This window comes from Enterobacter sp. PL_is511 (genome assembly GCF_055816065.1).
Map to the genome: position 1 here is coordinate 14,085 of NZ_JBVPGP010000019.1, position 19,479 is coordinate 33,563.

Annotated in this window: 17 protein-coding genes and 3 tRNA genes; 10 read left to right on the forward strand and 10 right to left on the reverse strand. The window is 56.7% G+C overall.

All coding sequences use genetic code 11. The annotated features are described in order from the left end of the window. The first annotated feature begins 3 nt into the window (after window positions 1–3). On the forward strand, window positions 4–321 hold the full coding sequence (sugE, locus tag AC0TN7_RS06410; RefSeq protein ID WP_008502938.1) for a quaternary ammonium compound efflux SMR transporter SugE: 318 nt from the start codon (window positions 4–6) through the stop codon (window positions 319–321). On the opposite strand, the gene AC0TN7_RS06415 is transcribed toward sugE, so the two are convergent. Together AC0TN7_RS06415 and blaACT are read right to left on the reverse strand one after the other, a co-directional pair. Beyond that, window positions 318–848 (reverse strand): lipocalin family protein, encoded by a 531-nt coding sequence (locus AC0TN7_RS06415; protein ID WP_024907350.1) that lies wholly within the window; start codon window positions 846–848, stop codon window positions 318–320. The genes sugE and AC0TN7_RS06415 overlap by 4 nt on opposite strands. Window positions 849–969: 121 nt before the next feature. Then, a complete protein-coding gene (gene blaACT, locus AC0TN7_RS06420; protein WP_473701933.1) occupies window positions 970–2,115 on the reverse strand; it encodes an ACT family cephalosporin-hydrolyzing class C beta-lactamase in 1,146 nt (381 codons plus the stop codon). Window positions 2,116–2,247: 132 nt separating this feature from the next. On the opposite strand from blaACT, the gene ampR reads away from it, so the two are divergent. Continuing rightward, window positions 2,248–3,123: a LysR family transcriptional regulator AmpR gene (gene ampR / locus AC0TN7_RS06425; protein ID WP_213329047.1), complete on the forward strand. Its 876-nt coding sequence runs from the start codon at window positions 2,248–2,250 to the stop codon at window positions 3,121–3,123. 29 nt (window positions 3,124–3,152) lie between these two features. Here the strand turns inward: ampR and frdD are convergent, their stop codons facing one another. Genes frdD through frdA form a run of 4 tightly spaced genes read right to left on the reverse strand, consistent with a single transcriptional unit; the run spans window position 3,153 to window position 6,446 of the window. Next, complete coding sequence (gene frdD / locus AC0TN7_RS06430; protein ID WP_013095272.1) at window positions 3,153–3,512, reverse strand: fumarate reductase subunit FrdD; 360 nt, start codon at window positions 3,510–3,512, stop codon at window positions 3,153–3,155. 10 nt (window positions 3,513–3,522) lie between these two features. Beyond that, complete coding sequence (gene frdC, locus AC0TN7_RS06435) at window positions 3,523–3,918, reverse strand: fumarate reductase subunit FrdC (protein WP_024907347.1); 396 nt, start codon at window positions 3,916–3,918, stop codon at window positions 3,523–3,525. Between the two features lie 10 nt (window positions 3,919–3,928). Further along, the gene (locus tag AC0TN7_RS06440) at window positions 3,929–4,663 is read right to left on the reverse strand and encodes a succinate dehydrogenase/fumarate reductase iron-sulfur subunit (protein WP_023310124.1); all 735 of its coding nucleotides are present in this window, start codon (window positions 4,661–4,663) and stop codon (window positions 3,929–3,931) included. After that, window positions 4,656–6,446 carry a fumarate reductase (quinol) flavoprotein subunit gene (frdA, locus tag AC0TN7_RS06445; RefSeq protein WP_024907346.1) on the reverse strand — a complete coding sequence of 597 codons (1,791 nt, stop codon included), beginning with the start codon at window positions 6,444–6,446 and terminating at the stop codon, window positions 4,656–4,658. The genes AC0TN7_RS06440 and frdA overlap by 8 nt, the downstream gene beginning before the upstream one ends. A gap of 310 nt (window positions 6,447–6,756) precedes the next feature. Between frdA and epmA the strand changes: the two genes are divergently transcribed. Both epmA and yjeM read left to right on the forward strand, forming a co-directional pair. After that, a complete protein-coding gene (gene epmA, locus AC0TN7_RS06450; RefSeq protein WP_473701934.1) occupies window positions 6,757–7,734 on the forward strand; it encodes an elongation factor P--(R)-beta-lysine ligase in 978 nt (325 codons plus the stop codon). A gap of 195 nt (window positions 7,735–7,929) precedes the next feature. Further along, window positions 7,930–9,429, forward strand: coding sequence for a glutamate/gamma-aminobutyrate family transporter YjeM (yjeM, locus tag AC0TN7_RS06455; RefSeq protein WP_473701935.1), 1,500 nt, complete (start codon window positions 7,930–7,932; stop codon window positions 9,427–9,429). 37 nt (window positions 9,430–9,466) lie between these two features. Here the strand turns inward: yjeM and mscM are convergent, their stop codons facing one another. The 3 genes from mscM to rsgA all read right to left on the reverse strand — a co-directional run bounded on the left by mscM (window position 9,467) and on the right by rsgA (window position 14,928). Further along, entirely contained in the window at window positions 9,467–12,790 is a 3,324-nt protein-coding gene (gene mscM, locus AC0TN7_RS06460; protein ID WP_032651334.1) for a miniconductance mechanosensitive channel MscM, read from the reverse strand. Between the two features lie 19 nt (window positions 12,791–12,809). Further along, a complete protein-coding gene (asd, locus tag AC0TN7_RS06465; RefSeq protein WP_463726492.1) occupies window positions 12,810–13,778 on the reverse strand; it encodes an archaetidylserine decarboxylase in 969 nt (322 codons plus the stop codon). 97 nt (window positions 13,779–13,875) lie between these two features. Beyond that, a complete protein-coding gene (rsgA, locus tag AC0TN7_RS06470) occupies window positions 13,876–14,928 on the reverse strand; it encodes a small ribosomal subunit biogenesis GTPase RsgA (protein WP_008502927.1) in 1,053 nt (350 codons plus the stop codon). A 107-nt stretch (window positions 14,929–15,035) separates the two neighbouring features. On the opposite strand from rsgA, the gene orn reads away from it, so the two are divergent. The 4 genes from orn to AC0TN7_RS06490 all read left to right on the forward strand — a co-directional run bounded on the left by orn (window position 15,036) and on the right by AC0TN7_RS06490 (window position 16,077). Next, on the forward strand, window positions 15,036–15,581 hold the full coding sequence (gene orn / locus AC0TN7_RS06475; RefSeq protein WP_008502926.1) for an oligoribonuclease: 546 nt from the start codon (window positions 15,036–15,038) through the stop codon (window positions 15,579–15,581). Window positions 15,582–15,777: 196 nt separating this feature from the next. Then, a tRNA-Gly gene (locus tag AC0TN7_RS06480) sits at window positions 15,778–15,853 on the forward strand. Window positions 15,854–15,889: 36 nt separating this feature from the next. Beyond that, window positions 15,890–15,965: transfer RNA gene (locus AC0TN7_RS06485), tRNA-Gly, on the forward strand. Between the two features lie 36 nt (window positions 15,966–16,001). After that, window positions 16,002–16,077 (forward strand) — tRNA-Gly (locus AC0TN7_RS06490). Between the two features lie 270 nt (window positions 16,078–16,347). On the opposite strand, the gene queG is transcribed toward AC0TN7_RS06490, so the two are convergent. Then, window positions 16,348–17,487, reverse strand: coding sequence for a tRNA epoxyqueuosine(34) reductase QueG (queG, locus tag AC0TN7_RS06495; protein ID WP_061716098.1), 1,140 nt, complete (start codon window positions 17,485–17,487; stop codon window positions 16,348–16,350). Between queG and nnr the strand changes: the two genes are divergently transcribed. After that, window positions 17,486–19,009, forward strand: coding sequence for a bifunctional ADP-dependent NAD(P)H-hydrate dehydratase/NAD(P)H-hydrate epimerase (gene nnr / locus AC0TN7_RS06500; protein ID WP_248272853.1), 1,524 nt, complete (start codon window positions 17,486–17,488; stop codon window positions 19,007–19,009). The genes queG and nnr overlap by 2 nt on opposite strands. Next, on the forward strand, window positions 19,002–19,463 hold the full coding sequence (gene tsaE / locus AC0TN7_RS06505) for a tRNA (adenosine(37)-N6)-threonylcarbamoyltransferase complex ATPase subunit type 1 TsaE (protein ID WP_013095283.1): 462 nt from the start codon (window positions 19,002–19,004) through the stop codon (window positions 19,461–19,463). The genes nnr and tsaE overlap by 8 nt, the downstream gene beginning before the upstream one ends. Window positions 19,464–19,479: the final 16 nt, after the last annotated feature.

A 19,479-nucleotide genomic window follows, 5' to 3' on the forward strand; every position in this document is an offset into this window, starting at 1 on the left:
GACATGTCCTGGATCATTCTTTTTATTGCTGGCCTGCTCGAAGTGGTATGGGCGATTGGTCTCAAGTACACCCACGGATTTACCCGCCTGACGCCCAGCGTCATTACCGTTACCGCCATGATAGTCAGTATCGTTCTGTTATCCTGGGCGATGCGCTCTCTGCCTGTGGGAACGGCTTATGCCGTCTGGACGGGTATTGGCGCGGTGGGTGCCGCTATCACCGGCATTTTGCTGCTGGGAGAGTCAGCGAGTCTGGCGCGTATCGCCAGCCTCGCCTTGATTGTGGCCGGGATCGTTGGGCTGAAGCTCAGCACCCATTAATGGGGTTGTTTCACCCAGATAAGTTTTGACACATCAAACCCTTGCCGGGTCGCGACGTCCAGCATCTGCTGCTTCATTTCTGGTGAAAGTGTTGGCGTGCGGGAAAGTATCCATAGATAGTCGCGATCCGGCCCGCAGACCAGCGCGTGACGGTACTCTCTGTCGAGCGCGATCACGTTATAGCCGCCATAAAACGGGCCAAAGAACGAGACTTTAAGCGCGGCCCGCCGCGGGTCGCCCGTGAAGTACGCTTTCCCAATCGACTGTTGCCACATCTCCCGGTCGGGGTTATAGCCCCGGTTGATCACCTGAATACCGCCATCATCCATCGGGCTGTAATTCGCAGTGACCTTCTCTAAGCCCTGCTCAAACCGGTGGTCGAGGCGCGCGATTTCATACCATGTTCCAAGGAAGCGTTGTGCATCAAAAGGCGTGACGACGGTAACGCCAGGCGGTGGGGTAGGGGAACTGCAGGCAACCACTAAAAACGCGGCTGTCACCGCGGCGATAACAGGCAAAATGCGCATAGGAGTTTCCTTACTGTTTTTTGTTAAGTGTAGATGACGGCAAGGAAAATGTGGTTTTTGTACGGCGTCACACCGGGGATTTTGTAGGCCGGGTAAGGCGAAGCCGCCACCCGGCAATGTTTTACTGCAGCGCGTCGAGGATGCGGTATGCCGCATCAACGCGTGCAGGGTTCGGATAGCTTTTATTTGCCAGCATCACAATGCCGAGCTGCTTTTCAGGTATAAAGGCCACGTAGCTGCCAAATCCGCCGGTAGAGCCTGTTTTATGAACCCAGGAGGCCTTAACCGGCGGTGCCGGAGGATTTACTTCTCTCGCAGGCAACGGTGCCAGCGCCACCTTATTGTCGCTACCTTCAACTACGGTTTTGGCATCGACCGGCCAGTTAAGCATTTCCCAGCCTAACCCCTGATACATGGCCCCCACGCGCCAGTAGCGAGACTGCGCCAGGGCAATGCCTTGCCTGAGTGAAGTATCCTGAAGGGAGTCAGGCTCCATGTTCACCATCACCCAGCTCGCCATATCCTTCACGTTAGTTTTTACGCCATAGGCTTCCGCGTCGAGCATGCCTGGCGAAACGTGGACCGCTTTACCGTCACGGTATCCCCAGGCGTAATGCGCCTCTTCCGCTTTCGGAACGTTAATCCACGTATGGTCCAGCTTGAGCGGCTTAAAGACCCGCGCCGTTATGGCCTGCTCATAGCTCATGCCGGAAGGTTTGACCGCCAGCGCGCCAAAAAGACCAATGCTGGTATTGGCATAAAGACGCGTGGTGCCCGGCTTCCACTTCGGCTGCCAGTTTTGATAAAAGCGCAGCAGGGAGGCGGTATCCGTGACCTCATCCGGCACCTGCAACGGCAGACCGCCTGCGGTATAGGTTGCCAGATCCAGCATGCGAATCCCCTGCCACTGCTTGCCCGTCAGCTCAGGCCAGTACTTTGTCACCGGATCGCCGAGCGATATCTCACCGCGAGCAATGGCATCGCCACCCAGTACGCCGGTGAAGGTTTTACTTATAGAGCCCAGTTCGAACAAGGTTTGTGGGGTGACAGGTTTGTTTGCCGCGACATCGGCTTTACCGAAGGCAAAGTAGTGCGGCTGACCCTGATAAATCACCGCCACCGCCATACCCGGGATGGCCTGCGCTTTCATCAACGGAGTAACGGTACGTTCCACCACCTCAGCCAGCTGTTTTTCTGACATCGGTGCAGCCAATACTGAGAAGGAGGCGCTGAGCAGCAGGGCACAGCTTAGGGATTTTTTCATCATCAGTTATCTTCCGTAATAGCGGTTCAAGGGAGTGTCCGGGCCCGTCAGACCGCTGTAGTCTGTTGGATTTGACTATGGCTGACAAACGGTTAAATTTAGCATTAGCTGTTAATTTTTCTAACGGACGAGACTATGACGCGCAGCTATCTTCCTCTTAATTCCCTGCGGGCGTTTGAAGCTGCTGCCAGGCACCTCAGTTTTACGCATGCCGCTATCGAGCTGAACGTCACCCATTCCGCGATTAGCCAGCACGTAAAGGCGCTGGAGCAGCACCTTAATTGCCAGCTGTTTGTCCGCGTTTCGCGCGGGCTGATGTTGACCACCGAAGGCGAGAATTTGCTGCCGGTGCTGAATGACTCGTTCGATCGTATCGCCGGAATGTTGGATCGCTTTGCCAGCCAGCGTGCTCAGGAGAAGCTCAAAATAGGTGTGGTAGGGACCTTTGCCACGGGTGTTTTATTCTCAGAGCTCGCGGACTTTCGCCGCTGCTATCCGCATATTGATCTTCAGCTTTCCACACATAACAATCGCGTCGATCCGGCGGCTGAAGGGCTTGATTACACCATTCGCTACGGTGGCGGCGCGTGGCATGGAACCGATGCTGAATTTCTTTGCCCCGCGCCGCTGTCTGCGCTCTGTACACCCGATATTGCCTCTTGCCTGAAAAGCCCGGCAGATATCCTGAAGTTTACCCTGCTTCGCTCCTACCGACGCGACGAGTGGGCTGCGTGGATGCAGGCAGCGGGTGAACATCCTCCCTCGCCGACGCACCGGGTGATGGTGTTTGACTCGTCCGTGACCATGCTGGAAGCGGCTCAGGCAGGCGTCGGGATTGCCATTGCGCCTGTCGACATGTTTACCCATTTACTCAGCAGCGAGCGCATCGTGCAGCCGTTTGCAACGCAGATTGACCTCGGCAGCTACTGGCTGACAAGACTACAGTCACGGACAGAAACGCCCGCAATGCGCGAGTTTGCTCAGTGGCTGGTGGGGAAGATGCAGAAATAAAAGGCCCGCCGGATGGCGGGCCTGAAGCGTCAGATGGTGACCACGGCAATCAGCGTCACCACGGTCAGGATGGTCGCCAGACCGTAGAACACCCATTTACCGCTCGGAACATGGATTTTCAGGTCATGCATCGCATGGTGAATACGGTGCAGACCACACCACAGCGGCAGGACGATCATCAGGAAGATGAACACGCGACCGATAAAGCTGCCCGCGAATGCCAGTACGCGCTCGTAGCTCAGCGCATCGCCCGGGAACAGCCCCAGCGGCAGCATAATGCCGACCAGCAGGATGATGACGGGGGCGATGATGGCGCTCCACATGCCGCCTGCGCCAAACAGACCCCAGAAGACCGGCTCGTCAGAACGTTTTGGATTTGGATTGATCACAGGTGTCTCCTTACCAGAACAGTGCGACAAACAGAATGACCACAGTGACCAGAATCGTCACCGCCCAGAGCCCTTTAATCACCGGTTCTGGCCCCATTTTTTCGTCTTTAACGATGATGTTCGCCGCTTTTGGCGCCAGTTCAAACCAGGTTTTGGTATGAAGCAGCGCGGCCGCGAGCACGATCAGGTTCAGCACAACGATGATCGGGTTTTGCAGAAAACCGACAAAGTTGGCCCAGGTTTCCGGACCGTGCTTGAGGGCAAAAACGCCGTACATCAGCTCAAGGCTGAACCAGACTGCCGGTACCGCCGTGCCTTCACGCAGCATATAGAAGCGATAAAACGGCAGGTTTTTCCACCAGGTGGACGGCATTGGCCGCACATAGGCTTTGCGTTTAGTCGTCATCATGCACTCCTTAGCGTGGTTTCAGGGTAGCGATAAGAAAGTCTTTCGAGCTTTCCACTTTACCCTGCTGAATAGCGGCGGCCGGGTCGACGTGCTTCGGACAGACTTCGGAGCAGTAGCCCACAAAGGTACAGCTCCAGACGCCGTTCTGGCTGTTAAGCTGCGCCATACGTTCTTTTTTGCCGTGGTCGCGGCTGTCCTCGTTATAGCGGTGCGCCAGGGTAATGGCGGCCGGGCCGATGAACTCCTTGTTCAGGCCAAACTGTGGACAGGCGGCGTAGCAAAGACCGCAGTTGATGCAGCCGGAGAACTGATGATATTTCGCCATCTGCGCCGGGGTCTGGGTGTTTGGCCCCTGATCCGGCGTGCGTGGGTTACCAATGATGTACGGCTTAATGGCTTCCAGGCTTTCGATAAAGTGGGTCATATCGACCACCAGATCGCGTTCAATCGGGAAGTTGCCCAGCGCTTCGACCTTAATACCTTTAGTGTACTCGCGCAGGAAGGTCTTACAGGCCAGCTTCGGCACCTTGTTGACCATCATGCCGCAGGAGCCGCAGATCGCCATGCGGCAGGACCAGCGGTAGCTCAGGTCTGGCGCCAGGTTGTCTTTGATATAGCCGAGCGCGTCCAGCAGGGAGGTTTGCTCGTCATAAGGCACTTCATAGAAAGCGCTGTGCGGTGCGGCGTCCACTTCCGGATTGTAGCGCACCACTTCAACTTTCATTTTTTGCATCTCAGCCATTCGCCTTCTCCTTCTTCTCGGCGGCTTCTGCTTCTGCACCGTACACGCGTTTTGCCGGCGGCAGCGTGGTGATTTTCACGTCGCTGTAGTCCAGACGTGTGGTGCCATCCGCATCGCGCCAGGCGAGAGTGTGTTTCAGGAAATTGACGTCGTCACGTTCGGTACAGCCTTCGTCCAGACGCTGGTGGGCCCCACGCGACTCTTTGCGCGCCAGCGCAGAGTGCGCCATACATTCCGCAACGTTCAGACCGTGGCCCAGCTCGATGGTGTAGAGCAGGTCGGTGTTGAATACGCTGGAGGTGTCGGTGATGCGCACGCGCTTGAAGCGCTCCTGCAGTTCCGCCAGCTTGTCGACGGTTTTTTGCATCAGCTCAGGGGTACGGTAGATACCGCAGCCTTCTTCCATCGACAGGCCCATCTCGTCGCGGATCTTAGACCAGTTCTCGTTACCCTCCTGGTTCACCAGATCTTTCAGGCGTTTTTCAACGTCTGCGACCTGCGCATCCAGCGCGGCACCGTTGGCTTCACCTGCGGTTGCCGCACGCTCCATTGCGCGCTCGCCCGCCATGCGGCCAAAGACCACCAGCTCGGCCAGCGAGTTTGAGCCGAGACGGTTGGCGCCGTGCAGGCCAACGGAAGAACATTCGCCGACGGCGAACAGCCCTTTAATGCGGGTTTCGCACTGCTGATCGGTTTCGATACCGCCCATGGTGTAGTGCGCGGTTGGACGCACCGGGATCGGCTCTTTAACCGGATCCACGCCAACGTAGGCTTTCGCCAGCTCGCAGATGAACGGCAGACGTTCCAGCAGTTTCTTCTCGCCCAGATGACGCAGGTCGAGATAGACCACATCGCCGCGCGGCGTGGAGATGGTGTTGCCTTTGCGCCACTCGTGCCAGAAAGCCTGAGAGACTTTGTCACGCGGGCCGAGCTCCATGTATTTGTTCTTCGGCTCGCCGAGCGGGGTTTCCGGGCCCATGCCGTAATCCTGCAGATAGCGATAGCCGTTTTTATTGACCAGAATACCGCCTTCACCGCGGCAGCCTTCCGTCATCAGAATGCCGGAGCCCGGCAGGCCGGTTGGGTGATACTGCACGAATTCCATATCGCGCAGCGGCACGCCGTGGCTGAGCGCCATGCCCATACCGTCGCCGGTAACGATGCCGCCGTTGGTGTTATAACGATAAACGCGGCCCGCACCGCCCGTCGCCATTACTACCGCGTTGGCGCGGATCTGGACGAGCGTGCCTTCCATCATGTTCATCGCCACCAGGCCGCGCGCCTGTCCATCATCCACCAGAATGTCGAGGACGAAATGTTCATCGAAGCGCTGGATTTGTGGGAACTGAAGGGAGGTCTGGAACAGGGTGTGCAGCATGTGGAAGCCGGTCTTATCGGCGGCGAACCAGGTGCGTTCGATCTTCATGCCGCCGAAGCGGCGAACGTTGACGCTGCCGTCCGGACGGCGGCTCCATGGACATCCCCACTGTTCAAGCTGGGTCATCTCCGTTGGACAATGGTGCACAAAGTAGTCAACGACATCCTGTTCGCAAAGCCAGTCGCCCCCTGCAACCGTGTCGTGGAAATGGTATTCAAAGCTGTCATGATCCTGCGCAACGGCGGCGGACCCTCCTTCTGCTGCCACTGTGTGACTACGCATTGGATAGACTTTTGAAATCAATGCGATTTTAGCGTTGGGATTAGCTTGTGCTGCAGCAATCGCAGCACGTAATCCAGCCCCGCCAGCGCCTATTACGGCAAGATCGGCTTGAAAAGTTTGCACGACATTCCTCCAGATTTTTGTTATTTCGCAACGCGACAAACTAAAGGTAGTTCACCCGTCCAAAAGGACGATTGCGAAAGCGTTTCCACTGCTCCTTTATGGGTAAAACAGTATAACCGTGTAGATGTCAGGGAAATTTGACGTGTTCGATTTTTTTGCTGTTCTGTCAGGCGATTTATCATGAAGATTGATGAAATACGTCACGCAATTGTTCACCTAAATGAAATGCGCTTTTTTACTGCACAAAATTTGTCTCTGCCCCGGCTAACGAGTAGACTTCGTGCCCTTGTCTGAAATCGGAGAACAACTCATGAGCGAAACGGCCACCTGGCAGCCGAGCGCATCCATCCCTAATCTGTTAAAACGCGCTGCAATTATGGCGGAGATCCGCCGTTTCTTTGCCGACCGCGGCGTCCTGGAGGTGGAAACCCCGTGCATGAGTCAGGCAACGGTAACGGATATTCATCTGGTCCCGTTTGAAACCCGTTTTGTTGGCCCCGGCCACTCTCAGGGCATGAATTTGTATCTGATGACCAGCCCGGAATACCACATGAAACGCCTGCTGGCAGCGGGGTGTGGTCCGGTCTATCAGCTGTGCCGCAGTTTCCGTAATGAAGAGATGGGTCGTCACCACAACCCGGAATTCACCATGCTGGAGTGGTACCGCCCGCATTATGATATGTACCGCCTGATGAATGAGGTGGACGATCTGCTGCAGCAGGTCCTGGACTGCTCGGAAGCCGAAACCCTTTCCTATCAGCTGGCTTTCCAGCGCCATCTGGAAATCGATCCGCTGTCGGCGGACAAAACCCAGCTGCGCGAAGTGGCGGCAAAACTGGATCTGAGCAACGTGGCGGATACCGAAGAGGATCGCGACACGCTGCTGCAGCTGCTGTTCACCTTCGGCGTGGAACCGCAGATTGGCAAAGACCGTCCGACGTTTGTTTATCACTTCCCGGCAAGCCAGGCCTCACTGGCGCAGATCAGTACCGAAGATCATCGTGTCGCAGAGCGTTTTGAGGTCTATTACAAAGGCATCGAGCTGGCGAACGGCTTCCATGAACTGACCGACGCTCGCGAGCAGGCGCAGCGCTTCGAGCAGGATAACCGCAAGCGCGCCGCGCGCGGTCTGCCGCAGCAGCCTATTGATGTTAATCTGCTTGAAGCATTGAAAGCAGGTCTGCCGGATTGCTCCGGCGTGGCGCTGGGTGTTGACCGTCTGGTCATGCTGGCCCTGGGCGCAGAGCAGCTTGGCGATGTGATTGCCTTTACGGTCGATCGCGCCTAATAAAATGCCGGGTGGCGCTGCGCTTACCCGGCCTACCATTCCTGTCAATTAACCTTTCCATTTCAGCACGACAACATTAAAAACTGCCACATTCCCTATACACGGGTCTTTTTCTTAATTTGCCCCGTATAGCCACAATATCTGTCTGGTCTTCTGCTACCATCCGCGCAGTTTAATTCCTCTTTGGATGGTTCTATGTCCCAGTCACTCAAAAAGATGACCCTCACCGGGCTCATCCTGATGATATTTACCTCAGTCTTTGGCTTTGCCAACAGCCCGTCAGCGTTCTATCTGATGGGCTACAGCGCGACGCCGTTTTATATCGTTTCTGCTCTGTTCTTCTTTATCCCGTTTGCGCTGATGATGGCGGAGATGGGCTCGGCTTACCGGAAAGAAGAGGGTGGGATCTACTCATGGATGAATAACAGCGTCGGGCCGCGCTATGCGTTTATCGGCACGTTTATGTGGTTTTCATCCTACGTCGTCTGGATGGTGAGTACGGCGGCCAAAGTCTGGGTGCCGTTCTCAACGTTTCTTTTCGGCGCCGATAAAACGCAGGTCTGGTCTTTGGCCGGGCTGAGCTCCACGCAGGTCGTCGGGATTCTGGCGGTATGCTGGATGGTTGTCGTGACGCTGGTGGCGTCTAAAGGTATCAATAAAATTGCCCGGATTACCGCCGTGGGCGGGATCTCGGTGATGGGATTGAACCTGGTGCTGCTGCTGGCGAGCATCGCTATCCTGTGCCTGAACGGTGGTCATTTTGCACAGGATGTTAACTTTTCCTCCTCGCCGAATCCGGGCTACCAGTCCGGGCTCGCGATGCTCTCCTTCGTGGTGTTTGCCATCTTCGCTTACGGCGGTATTGAAGCCGTAGGCGGCCTGGTCGATAAGACGGAAAACCCGGAAAAGAACTTTGCGAAAGGCATTATTTTTGCCGCCATCGTGATTTCCATCGGCTATTCGCTGGCGATTTTTCTCTGGGGCGTCAGCACCAACTGGCAGCAGGTGCTGAGCAACAACACCACTAACCTTGGCAACATCACCTATGTGCTGATGAAAAGCCTGGGGATGACGCTGGGGCAGGCGATGAACCTGAGTCCCGAGGCGGCATCGGTAATGGGGGTCTGGTTCGCGCGTATTACCGGCCTGTCGATGTTCCTGGCCTATACCGGCGCATTCTTCACGCTGATCTACTCGCCGCTGAAAGCGATTATTCAGGGTACGCCAAAAGCGCTGTGGCCTGCGAGTATGACCCAGCTGAACACCGCAGGCATGCCTGCCAACGCCATGTGGATGCAGTGTGTGCTGGTGTGCGTGTTCATTCTGCTGGTGTCATTTGGCGGCGATACGGCGTCTGCGTTTTACAACAAGCTGACCCTGATGGCGAACGTGTCGATGACCCTGCCGTACCTGTTCCTGACCCTGGCGTTCCCGTTCTTTAAGGCGAAGCAGGATCTTGAACGTCCGTTTGTGATTTTTAAAACCCGCGCGGCTACGCTGCTGGCCACCACGGTGGTGGTGCTGGTGGTGGCGTTTGCGAACATCTTCACCATTATCCAGCCGGTAATTGAGGCGAACGACTGGAACAGCGCGCTGTGGATGGTGGGCGGCCCTATCTTCTTCTCGCTGCTGGCGATGGGGATTTATGAGAATTACCGTCGACGCGCGACGGCGTACATCGCAGAAGTGGCGTAGCGGGAATATTCCCCTCCCGAAAGGGAGGGGAGACGCGTTACAGACTGCCCGCCGGGCGCGTACGCGCCGCTGACGTCAGCGTTCTTCCCGTTTTACGCCCGTCCAGGCTTTCCAGACGCATCTGGAACGGTGGGAACGGCATATCAATACCGTGCTCGCGGAAGCCCGCCAGAATCAGCTGGTGGATCTCATGGCGCAGCGGCATACGGTGCCCCATTTCGGCGGCGTAGATACGCAGCTCGAAAATCTGGATCCCCTGCTGTAAATCCACAAGGAAGACTTCCGGCGCCGGGTTGTCGATCACCAGCGAGCAGCGCTCCGCGGCAGTGTAGAGGATCTGGGTGACCTCTTCGCTGTTAGCGTCCGACGGGGCCGGGACCGTCAGCACCACACGGGTAACGGAGTCTGACAGCGACCAGTTGATGAACTGCTCGGTAATAAACGCCTTGTTTGGCACGATGATCTCTTTCCGATCCCAGTCGCTGATCGTCGTCGCACGGGTGTTGATCTTCGTGATGCTGCCGGTCAGATCGCGGATCGTGACGGTATCGCCAATACGGATCGGTTTTTCGAACAGAATGATCAGACCGGAGATGAAGTTGGCGAAGATCTCCTGTAAACCAAAACCTAACCCTACACCGAGCGCTGCCACCAGCCACTGGAGCTTCGACCACTCAATACCGATCATCGAGAAGCCAACCAGTCCACCAAACAGCATGATCAGATACTTGGTAATGGTCGTGATCGCATAGCCCGTACCCGGCGTTAAATCCAGATGCTGCAGCAGCGCCAGCTCCAGCAGCGCCGGGAAGTTACGCACCAGCTGGGTGGTGATGATCAGCACCAGAATGGCAATCAGCACCGCCCCCAGGGTAATCGGCTCCAGGCTTTCAACACCCTGCACCGTGGAGGTCACGTCCCAGAGAGAGATGTTCTCCAGGAAGCCGAACGCGGAGTGGATCTCCGACCACAGGAAGATGACCGAGAGGAGGGCAATCAGCATCAGGATGGAGCGAACCAGGCGCAGGGACTGGGTACTGATGGCATCCAGATCCAGCTCGACCTCGTCCGCTTCCGTCGTGCCTTCCGTACTGTTGACGTGGTTTGGCTCTTCCTCACCCCGCGCGCGCTGGGCGAGGATCTCCGCCCGGCGGTGCTTGGCACGGTCAAACGCCAGACGGCGGCGCTGGATCAGCATCCAGCGGCGGATCACGTGGTACACCACCAGAAGCAGGAACCAGATGGCCACCGAGGTTTCCAGCCTCGCCAGCAGCGCCTGCGCGGTTGCCAGATAGCCCACCGCGGCTGCCAGCATTGCAAACAGCGGCGCGCTAAGCAGCAGGTTCCAGAGCAGCCGGTTGAACATGTTGTCGCCGCTGCCGGATTTATCCAGATAGAGCGGAATACCCGCGCGTTTCAGGCTGAGCGTGACGATGGCCAGCGCCCCGCATATCAGCATAAAGCAGAGGCGGCCCAGCGAGCCTGAGAATTCCCGGTCGTTGAGATTATCGAACATGATCAGTGCCATAATCAGCGGCACAATCAGCCCGATGCTCATCAGGTAGTAACGCATGGCGCGCGCAACGCGATTACGCGGCCAGCCAAAGTGGGTGATGAACAGGCCATTGGGGCGCGCGAAGGTGGCGCATATCATCACCACCCACAGCAGCGGCACCGTGGCGGTGACGCCATCGCCAATCGCTACCGCGAGCGGATAGGGCCAGGCTTCCCGCAGGCCATACCCCAGCGTCATCCACAGCACCGGCAGCGGAGAGGCGACAAGAATCGACCAGAATACGGTGCGTAGCGTCAGCCAGAAGTGATCCTGGGTGACTTTCCCGACCCTGGAGCTGGAACGCTCCAGGAAACGGGTGAAATGTCTGCGCGAGTAAATGCTGAAGCCCACCAGAATCAACGCCCCCAGCAGCGGGAAAATGGTCTCTTTGCTGGTGAACATCATCACGCTGGCCTGTCCCAGCTGGCTGAAGGTGTCCAGCGAAATCAGGCGGCGCAGGTCCTGGACAATCTCAATCGGCCACGAGAAGGTCATCGGACGCACGTCGGACGTCCAGAAGAGATAACGGTGCGTCGCCTCGTTCACCTCTTTCAGCGCATCTTCCAGCTGGCTGTTAGAAACCTTCAGCTTGGTCAGCTCCAGAATCAGCGTATCCCCGCCCTGCAGCAGAGAGTTCAGCAGTTCACGCTGGGTACGCAGCTGGGCTTCCAGAATACGGTTTTGCTCGCTGGTCAGCGGCTGTCCATCAGCCTGACGGATCTGGCGGATTTGCGGCTGTTTATTGAGAAGATCTTCAAAGTGCAGGCGCTGAACGCGCAGCTGGGCCATCTCGGTATCCAGCTGTTGCGGCTTCGGCATTTCCGGCAGGCGCGCGACCTGGGCGCGCAGCGCTTCGCCCAGCAGGTTTGATGACCCGAGCCACTGGGACTGCTCGCGCAGGGTGTTTAACGCCTGACGAACCTGCAAGGTTTGATTGGTCGCCTGACGCTGCTGTGAGGCAACCAGATCCATACGCTGCGCCTGCTGATTCAGCGCGGCAGAAAGCTCACGGTTGACCTTAAACTGCTGGACGATGCCGGCAGGCAGGTTATCGCTGTTTTCCGCCAGCAGCTCGGTACTTTCCAGCGCGCGCTCCGCTTCACGCTGGCGCTGACTGTTGAGCTGATTGCGCAGGGCCTGAAGGTAAGCGTCCAGCTGCTCGCTCTGCTTCTGAGCGAGTTCAGAGCGCATTCGCGACAGCTCCTGGCGGTTATTGGCGGAAAGCTGCGCCAGCTCCAGTTCATCGACAAGGGCCTTCAGGCGAGCCGATTCTGCCTGCAGGCCCAGATTTTGGGCCTGCGCCTGTGGCGTGTTGCCGTTTTGCGTACCCACGCGGCGCTCAACTTCATTAAGCTGGCGACGGGCGTCGGTTTGCTGCTGCGGAAGCTGGCTGAGGGAGTCGGCAATTTCACGCGCTCGCTCCTGCTCCTGCTGAGCAAGGCGGCTCTTTTCCAGAAGCTGGCTGCTGACCTGCAGGATCTCCTGGTTCAGCGCGTCGGAGGTCATGCCTGCCGGCACATCGCGCGGTTCGTCACGCAGATTATTGAGCTGCGCGCGCAGCGTCTGGGAGAGTTTGGGGAAGTTGTCGATAACCTGCTGATACTGCTGAGCGCGCTCAAGCGAGCCTTTCCGCTCCTCAAGCGCGTTCAGGGCAGCCTGGAGCGACTCGACGGTCTCTGGCTGAGCGGGTTTGGCCGCTTTTGCCTGCTCCAGTTCCTGGGTTATCTGTTTGGCGTCGGGGGCTGTCGCTGCGTACGCCCCCATGCTGAGGCACCAGGCCATCAGTAGAACGATAATCGGGCGCACGTCAGCGATCCTTCTGTTGTTAGCCTTCGTCTTTTTTGTCGTCAACCAGCGGGCTGGCGTCGTGCTCGGCCTGGATCTCTTCCTGTGACAGCGGCGCAGGTTCTGCATCTGGCGTCACGAAGGTTTCTGTCGAGACCGCCAGCGGCTGGCCCAGTTTGGTGACCGACAGGCTTTCGAGTTGTTCAGCCAGCTTCACTTTGCCTGGCGCAAACAGGTTGATCACGGTGGAGCCCAGTTTGAAGCGACCCATTTCCTGACCCTTCAGCAGTGCCACAGAGCCTTCCGCTTCACCGGCAGGCCAGGTCCAGCGTTTGATCACGCCTTCACGCGGTGGAGTGATGGTGCCGGCCCAGACAGTTTCAATGCTGCCTACGATGGTTGCACCCACCAGAATCTGTGCCATAGGGCCAAATTCAGTATCAAACAGGCAGATGACGCGCTCGTTACGGGCAAACAGGTTCGGCACGTTCTGCGCGGTCAGGTGGTTCACGGAGAACAGATCGCCCGGGACGTAAATCATCTCGCGCAGGATGCCGTTACACGGCATGTGCACGCGGTGGTAGTCGCGCGGTGACAGATAGGTGGTGGCAAAGGTACCGTTGCGGAACAGATCCGCCATCAGGTAGTTACCCGCCAGCAGCGCTTCCAGGCTGTAATTATGGCCCTTCGCCTGCAGAATTTTGTCGTCTTCGATGTTACCCAACTGGCTAATGACGCCGTCTGCCGGCATCACCAGGACGTTAGGGTCGGTGTTCAGCGGGCGCACGTCGTCACGCAGCGGGCGCACGAAGAATTCGTTGAAGGTGCGGTAGCTGGCGGTGTCCGGCTTCTGCGCCTCTTTCATATCGACCTTGTAATATTTTACGAAAAGGTCGATGACCAGTTTGGTCAGCCAGCCCGCGCGTTTGCTTGCGCCCCAGCCCGCCAGGCGAGTGAGCCACAGTTTTGGCAGAATGTATTGAAGCGAAAGTTTAAATGCGTTTAACAAGGTAGCCTCCAGGCCATTGTTTTGTCGTTCCTGATCCGGCGTTATGCCGCCGGAACCTGAAAAAAGGGGACGATTTTAGCGATGCTTAGCTTAGTTGTCAGTTATCAGAATCAGAAAAGTTTTTACGCGTTTTTACCTGATCCATGCTCTCAAGAATACGGTGGTAATTCTCGAAGCGGGTCTCCGCGATCTCGCCTTTCTCAACCGCTTCACGGATAGCGCAGCCTGGGTCGTTATCGTGTTTACAGTCGCGGTACTTGCAAGCGCCTAAATAATCATGGAATTCGACAAATCCGTTAAAGATTTGTTCCGGCTCCAGGTGCCATAAACCGAACTCTCGCACGCCCGGGGAGTCGATGACATCGCCCCCGTGCGGGAAGTGATACAGGCGTGACGCGGTGGTGGTGTGCTGGCCCAGGCCCGAGACATCAGAGACATCGTTGGTGAGGATCTCTTGCTGGAGGCCAAGCAGGTTGTTCAGCAGGCTCGATTTGCCCACGCCGGACTGGCCCGCAAAGATGCTGATGCGATCGGTAAGCGCCTCTTCCAGCGGTTTCAGGCCATCTTTGGTATAGCTGGAGACCATCAGAACGCGGTAGCCAATCTTGCGATAGATATCCATCTGCTCATTGACGAAGGCCATGCCGTCGTCGTCCAGCAGATCGATTTTGTTCAGCACGATAATCGGTTCAACCTGCAGCGTTTCGCAGGCGACGAGATATCGGTCGATAATATTGAGCGACAGTTCGGGCAAAATCGCCGATACGATAACAATCTGGTTAATGTTGGCGGCAATCGGTTTGACCCCGTCGTAGAAATCGGGACGGGTTAATACGGACGTGCGCTCATGGACCGCTTCAACGATGCCTTTTACCGTCACGCCTTCCGCCGCCTCTTTACCCGGCCGCCAGACGACGCGGTCGCCGGTCACCAGAGAACGAATGGTCCGGCGGATGTTGCAGCGGTGAATCGCACCATCGGCGGATTCCACGTCAGCGTGCATACCGAAACGGCTGATGACTACGCCTTCCGTTGGGTCGCCAAACAGGTTGTCGTCGTAATCGACCTTCTCCGCAGTGGTTTTAAGACGGCGCTGGTGATTGGCATTCACGCGGCGCTGCTGCCCTTTGGAGAGTTTATTTTTACTCAATCGCACTGGCTCCTGGTCGCCCGTAGGGGGCAAAACCTCTATGATACACTCTAATTAATACTAGTTAACCTGCTACTGCCGGTTATGCGAGAAGGGTGGAAAATAACATGAGCGCGGATGAAAACAACCTGATTTGGATCGATCTCGAAATGACCGGGCTGGATCCCGAGCGCGATCGCATTATTGAAATTGCAACCCTGGTGACGGACGCCAACCTGAATATCCTGGCGGAAGGGCCAACGATAGCGGTGCATCAGTCCGATGACCAGCTGGCATTGATGGATGAGTGGAACGTGCGTACCCACACCGGCAGCGGTCTGGTGGAGCGGGTAAAGGCGAGCACTATGGGTGATCGTGAGGCGGAGCTGGCGACGCTTGAGTTCCTGAAACAGTGGGTTCCGGCAGGCAAATCGCCAATCTGTGGGAATAGCATCGGCCAGGATCGTCGTTTCCTGTTTAAGTACATGCCGGAGCTGGAGTCTTACTTCCACTACCGCTATCTGGACGTCAGCACGTTGAAAGAGCTGGCGCGTCGCTGGAAGCCTGAAATCCTCGACGGCTTTAAAAAACAGGGCACGCATCAGGCGATGGATGATATCCGAGAGTCCGTGGCGGAGCTTTCCTACTACCGCGAAAACTTTATTAAGCTGTGATTTTGCGATCCGGCGCCTTGCGTGGCCGGGTTTTTGTCGTTAAATTGTTCAGCTTGCCGATTAAATAAGCATTTGAACTTAATTTCGAAAAAATCGCTTTAAGGGGGGTTGCAGCTAAAAGGATTTCTCGTATAATGCGCCTCCCGTAACGACAGAGAATTACACGTTACGACAGCAACAAAAGCAGTGCAGATTTGCGGGAATAGCTCAGTTGGTAGAGCACGACCTTGCCAAGGTCGGGGTCGCGAGTTCGAGTCTCGTTTCCCGCTCCAAAATTTGAAAGTGCTTCCATAGCACAGACTGCCCAAGCGGGAATAGCTCAGTTGGTAGAGCACGACCTTGCCAAGGTCGGGGTCGCGAGTTCGAGTCTCGTTTCCCGCTCCAAAATTTGAAAGTGCTTCCACAGCACGGACCACCCAAGCGGGAATAGCTCAGTTGGTAGAGCACGACCTTGCCAAGGTCGGGGTCGCGAGTTCGAGTCTCGTTTCCCGCTCCAAATTCTTCTTCATCTCTAAAATATCCACAGCGAAAAGCATCGCTGGGGACGTTTTCTGTTGTCTCTGAAATACTCTTGTGAACAGAGTTATCCACAGAAACTGCGCTTAACCGAAACAGGGTTAAAACTTAGCATGGTGAATAATATCTTCGTAAAGCACTGTATTTACAGTATAAAATTTGATTTCAAAATGTTATTGAGATCACTTGACCTCTTCTCCAGCCCAGATGGCGCTTGAGTTTGTAATTTTATTCACAGGCTGTGAATAGTTCAGGCATCCCGCGGAAGCCCTTTTTCAATCACCCTCACCAGACGCTGTTTCTTCGGTAGCTGCACCTCGACCACGCAGGCATTACGTTTCTCAATTTGCTGCGCAATCGCCCATTCTATGTGCTCATCAAGAAGTGGGTGCTCACCTCTACGGCTTTCAAGCGCCTGCACGTTCGCTTCATCCCACGGGGCATTACCCAGCGCGACGGCCACATTTCGCAGCCAGCGCAGATGCCCGATACGGCGAATGGCCGAACCTTCCGTCACCTTCAGGAACCAGGCCTCGGTCCAGGCGAACAGCTCAATGAGCGGCGGCGCATGGAGCGCCTTACGCGGGCTGAAATCCTCTTCGTCCGTAAGCTGTGAATAGCGGTTCCACGGGCAGATGAGCTGGCAATCGTCGCAGCCGTAGATGCGGTTGCCGATAAGCGGTCGGAACTCCTCTGGAATGGCCCCTTCCAGTTCGATAGTGAGGTAGGAGATACAGCGACGGGCATCAACGGTGTAAGGCTCAACGATGGCGCCCGTTGGGCAGATGGTCATACAGGCCACGCAACGGCCGCAGTCTTCCTCTACCGGGCCGTCTACCGGCAGCGGTAAATCAATCAGCAGTTCACCCAGAAAGAAGAACGATCCGGCGTCGCGGCTGAGGATTAGTGAGTGCTTACCTGTCCAGCCAAGCCCGGCTTTTTCGGCAATCGGGCGCTCAAGAATAGGCGCAGAATCGACAAAGGGTCTAAAATTCAGCGAAACACAGTGCTGCTGAATAGTTTCCCCGAGTTTTTTTAAACGGTTACGCAAAAGCTTATGGTAATCACGTCCCAGGGCGTACCGGCTGACGTAACCCAAAGAGGGATTTTTTAGCGTGCGCGCAAAGGCCGCGTTGGCGGGCAGATAGTTCATGCGCACGCTGATGACGCGTAATGTCCCCGGCAAAAGCTCGTGTGGACGGGCGCGCATCATGCCATGGCGCGCCATCCACTCCATTTCGCCGTGGTATTGTTTGTCCAGCCAGGCCTGCAGTTTCGGCTCGCTGGCGGAAAGGTCGGTATCGGTAATGCCCACCTTCTGGAAGCCAAGCTCAGCACCCCACTGTTTTATTTTTTGCGCTAATTCATTGAGATCGAGGGGCTGTGACATGACGGACCATACGGTGAAGAAAAACCCCGCAAGTATACCACATTCCATCTGGCATGCGGATGACCTCCGGCGCGCCGAAAAAGAGGCCGCAGACAGCCTCGGGATTACCCTGTATGAACTGATGCTGCGCGCGGGTGAGGCGGCGTTTGACGTAGCCCGAAGCGCCTTCCCGCAGGCGGCCCACTGGCTGATTCTGTGCGGTCACGGCAACAACGGCGGTGATGGCTACGTCGTTGCCCGTCTCGCGGTGGCTGCGGGTCTCCGCGTGACCTTGCTGGCTCTTGAAAGTGATAAACCGCTGCCGGAAGAGGCCAGCGCGGCGCGGGAGGCATGGCTGAACGCAGGCGGTGTGATTCATGCGCCTGATATCGTCTGGCCAGAGGATGTTGATCTGATTGTTGACGGGCTGCTGGGCACCGGGCTGCGCAGCGCGCCGCGCGAAAACGTTGCCGCACTCATTGAACACGCTAACAGACATTCCGCGCCGGTAGTCGCCCTGGATATTCCCTCTGGACTGATAGCACAAACCGGCGCGACGCCGGGGGCGGTGATTCAGGCGGCACATACGGTGACCTTCATTGCCCTGAAGCCGGGTTTACTGACTGGCAAAGCGCGGGATGTCGTCGGCGTGTTGCACCACAGTGCGCTGGGGCTGGAGAGCTGGCTCGCCGGGCAGGAAACGAAACTGTCACGCTTTGACGCCTCGCAGCTCCCAGCGTGGCTCCCGCCGCGCCGGTCGACGTCCCATAAGGGCGATCACGGCAGGCTGGTCATTGTGGGCGGCGACCACGGTACGGCAGGTGCGATTCGCATGACCGGTGAAGCGGCTTTGCGCAGCGGCGCCGGATTAGTGCGAGTGCTCACTCGCATTGAGAATATTGCGCCAATCATCACTGCCCGACCGGAGTTGATGGTGCACGAGCTTACGCCCCAGTCGCTTGAAGAGAGCCTTGAATGGGCGGATGTGGTGGTGATTGGCCCTGGGCTTGGGCAACAGGCATGGGGTAAACAGGCCCTGCAAAAGGTCGAGAATTTTCGTAAACCGATGCTGTGGGATGCCGACGCGCTTAACCTTCTGGCAATAAACCCGGATAAGCGTCACAATCGCATTCTGACGCCACACCCCGGCGAAGCCGCGCGGCTGCTTAACTGCAGCGTGGCAGAAATTGAAAGCGATCGCTTACTTTCTGCTCAGCGTCTGGTAAAACGTTACGGAGGTGTTGCTGTTTTGAAAGGGGCAGGAACCGTTGTCGCCTGTGACGAGACGCAGGGCATTATTGATGCCGGAAATGCGGGCATGGCGAGCGGCGGCATGGGCGATGTGCTTTCCGGCATCATCGGCGCATTGCTTGGACAGAAACTTCCCCTTTATGATGCAGCCTGCGCGGGCTGCGTGGCTCACGGCGTTGCGGCGGATAAACTGGCTGCGCGTTACGGTACACGCGGTATGCTGGCCACCGATCTCTTTTGCACGCTGCGGCGTGTTGTTAACCCGGATGTGATTGACGTAGAAAATGACTAATCGAGCGATTCCTTTACCTGATGAACAAGCCACTTTAGAACTCGGCAAGCGCGTGGCGCAGGCCTGTCAGGGGGCAACCGTCATTTATCTGTATGGTGATTTAGGTGCGGGTAAAACCACCTTTAGCCGGGGTTTTTTGCAGGCGTTAGGGCATAACGGGAATGTCAAAAGCCCAACCTACACGCTGGTAGAACCGTACACCCTTGAAAATCTCATGGTGTACCACTTCGATTTATACCGCCTTGCGGATCCTGAGGAGCTGGAATTTATGGGGATCCGTGATTATTTTGCCAACGACGCCATTTGCCTGGTGGAGTGGCCGCAACAAGGTGCGGGTGTGCTGCCTGACCCGGATGTCGAAATTCACTTAGATTACCAGGCACAAGGGCGTGAGGCACGCATCAGTGCTGTTTCCTCATCAGGCAGTTCCTTACTGGCGCGACTGGCCGGTTAAGCGTAGGGATGACGGG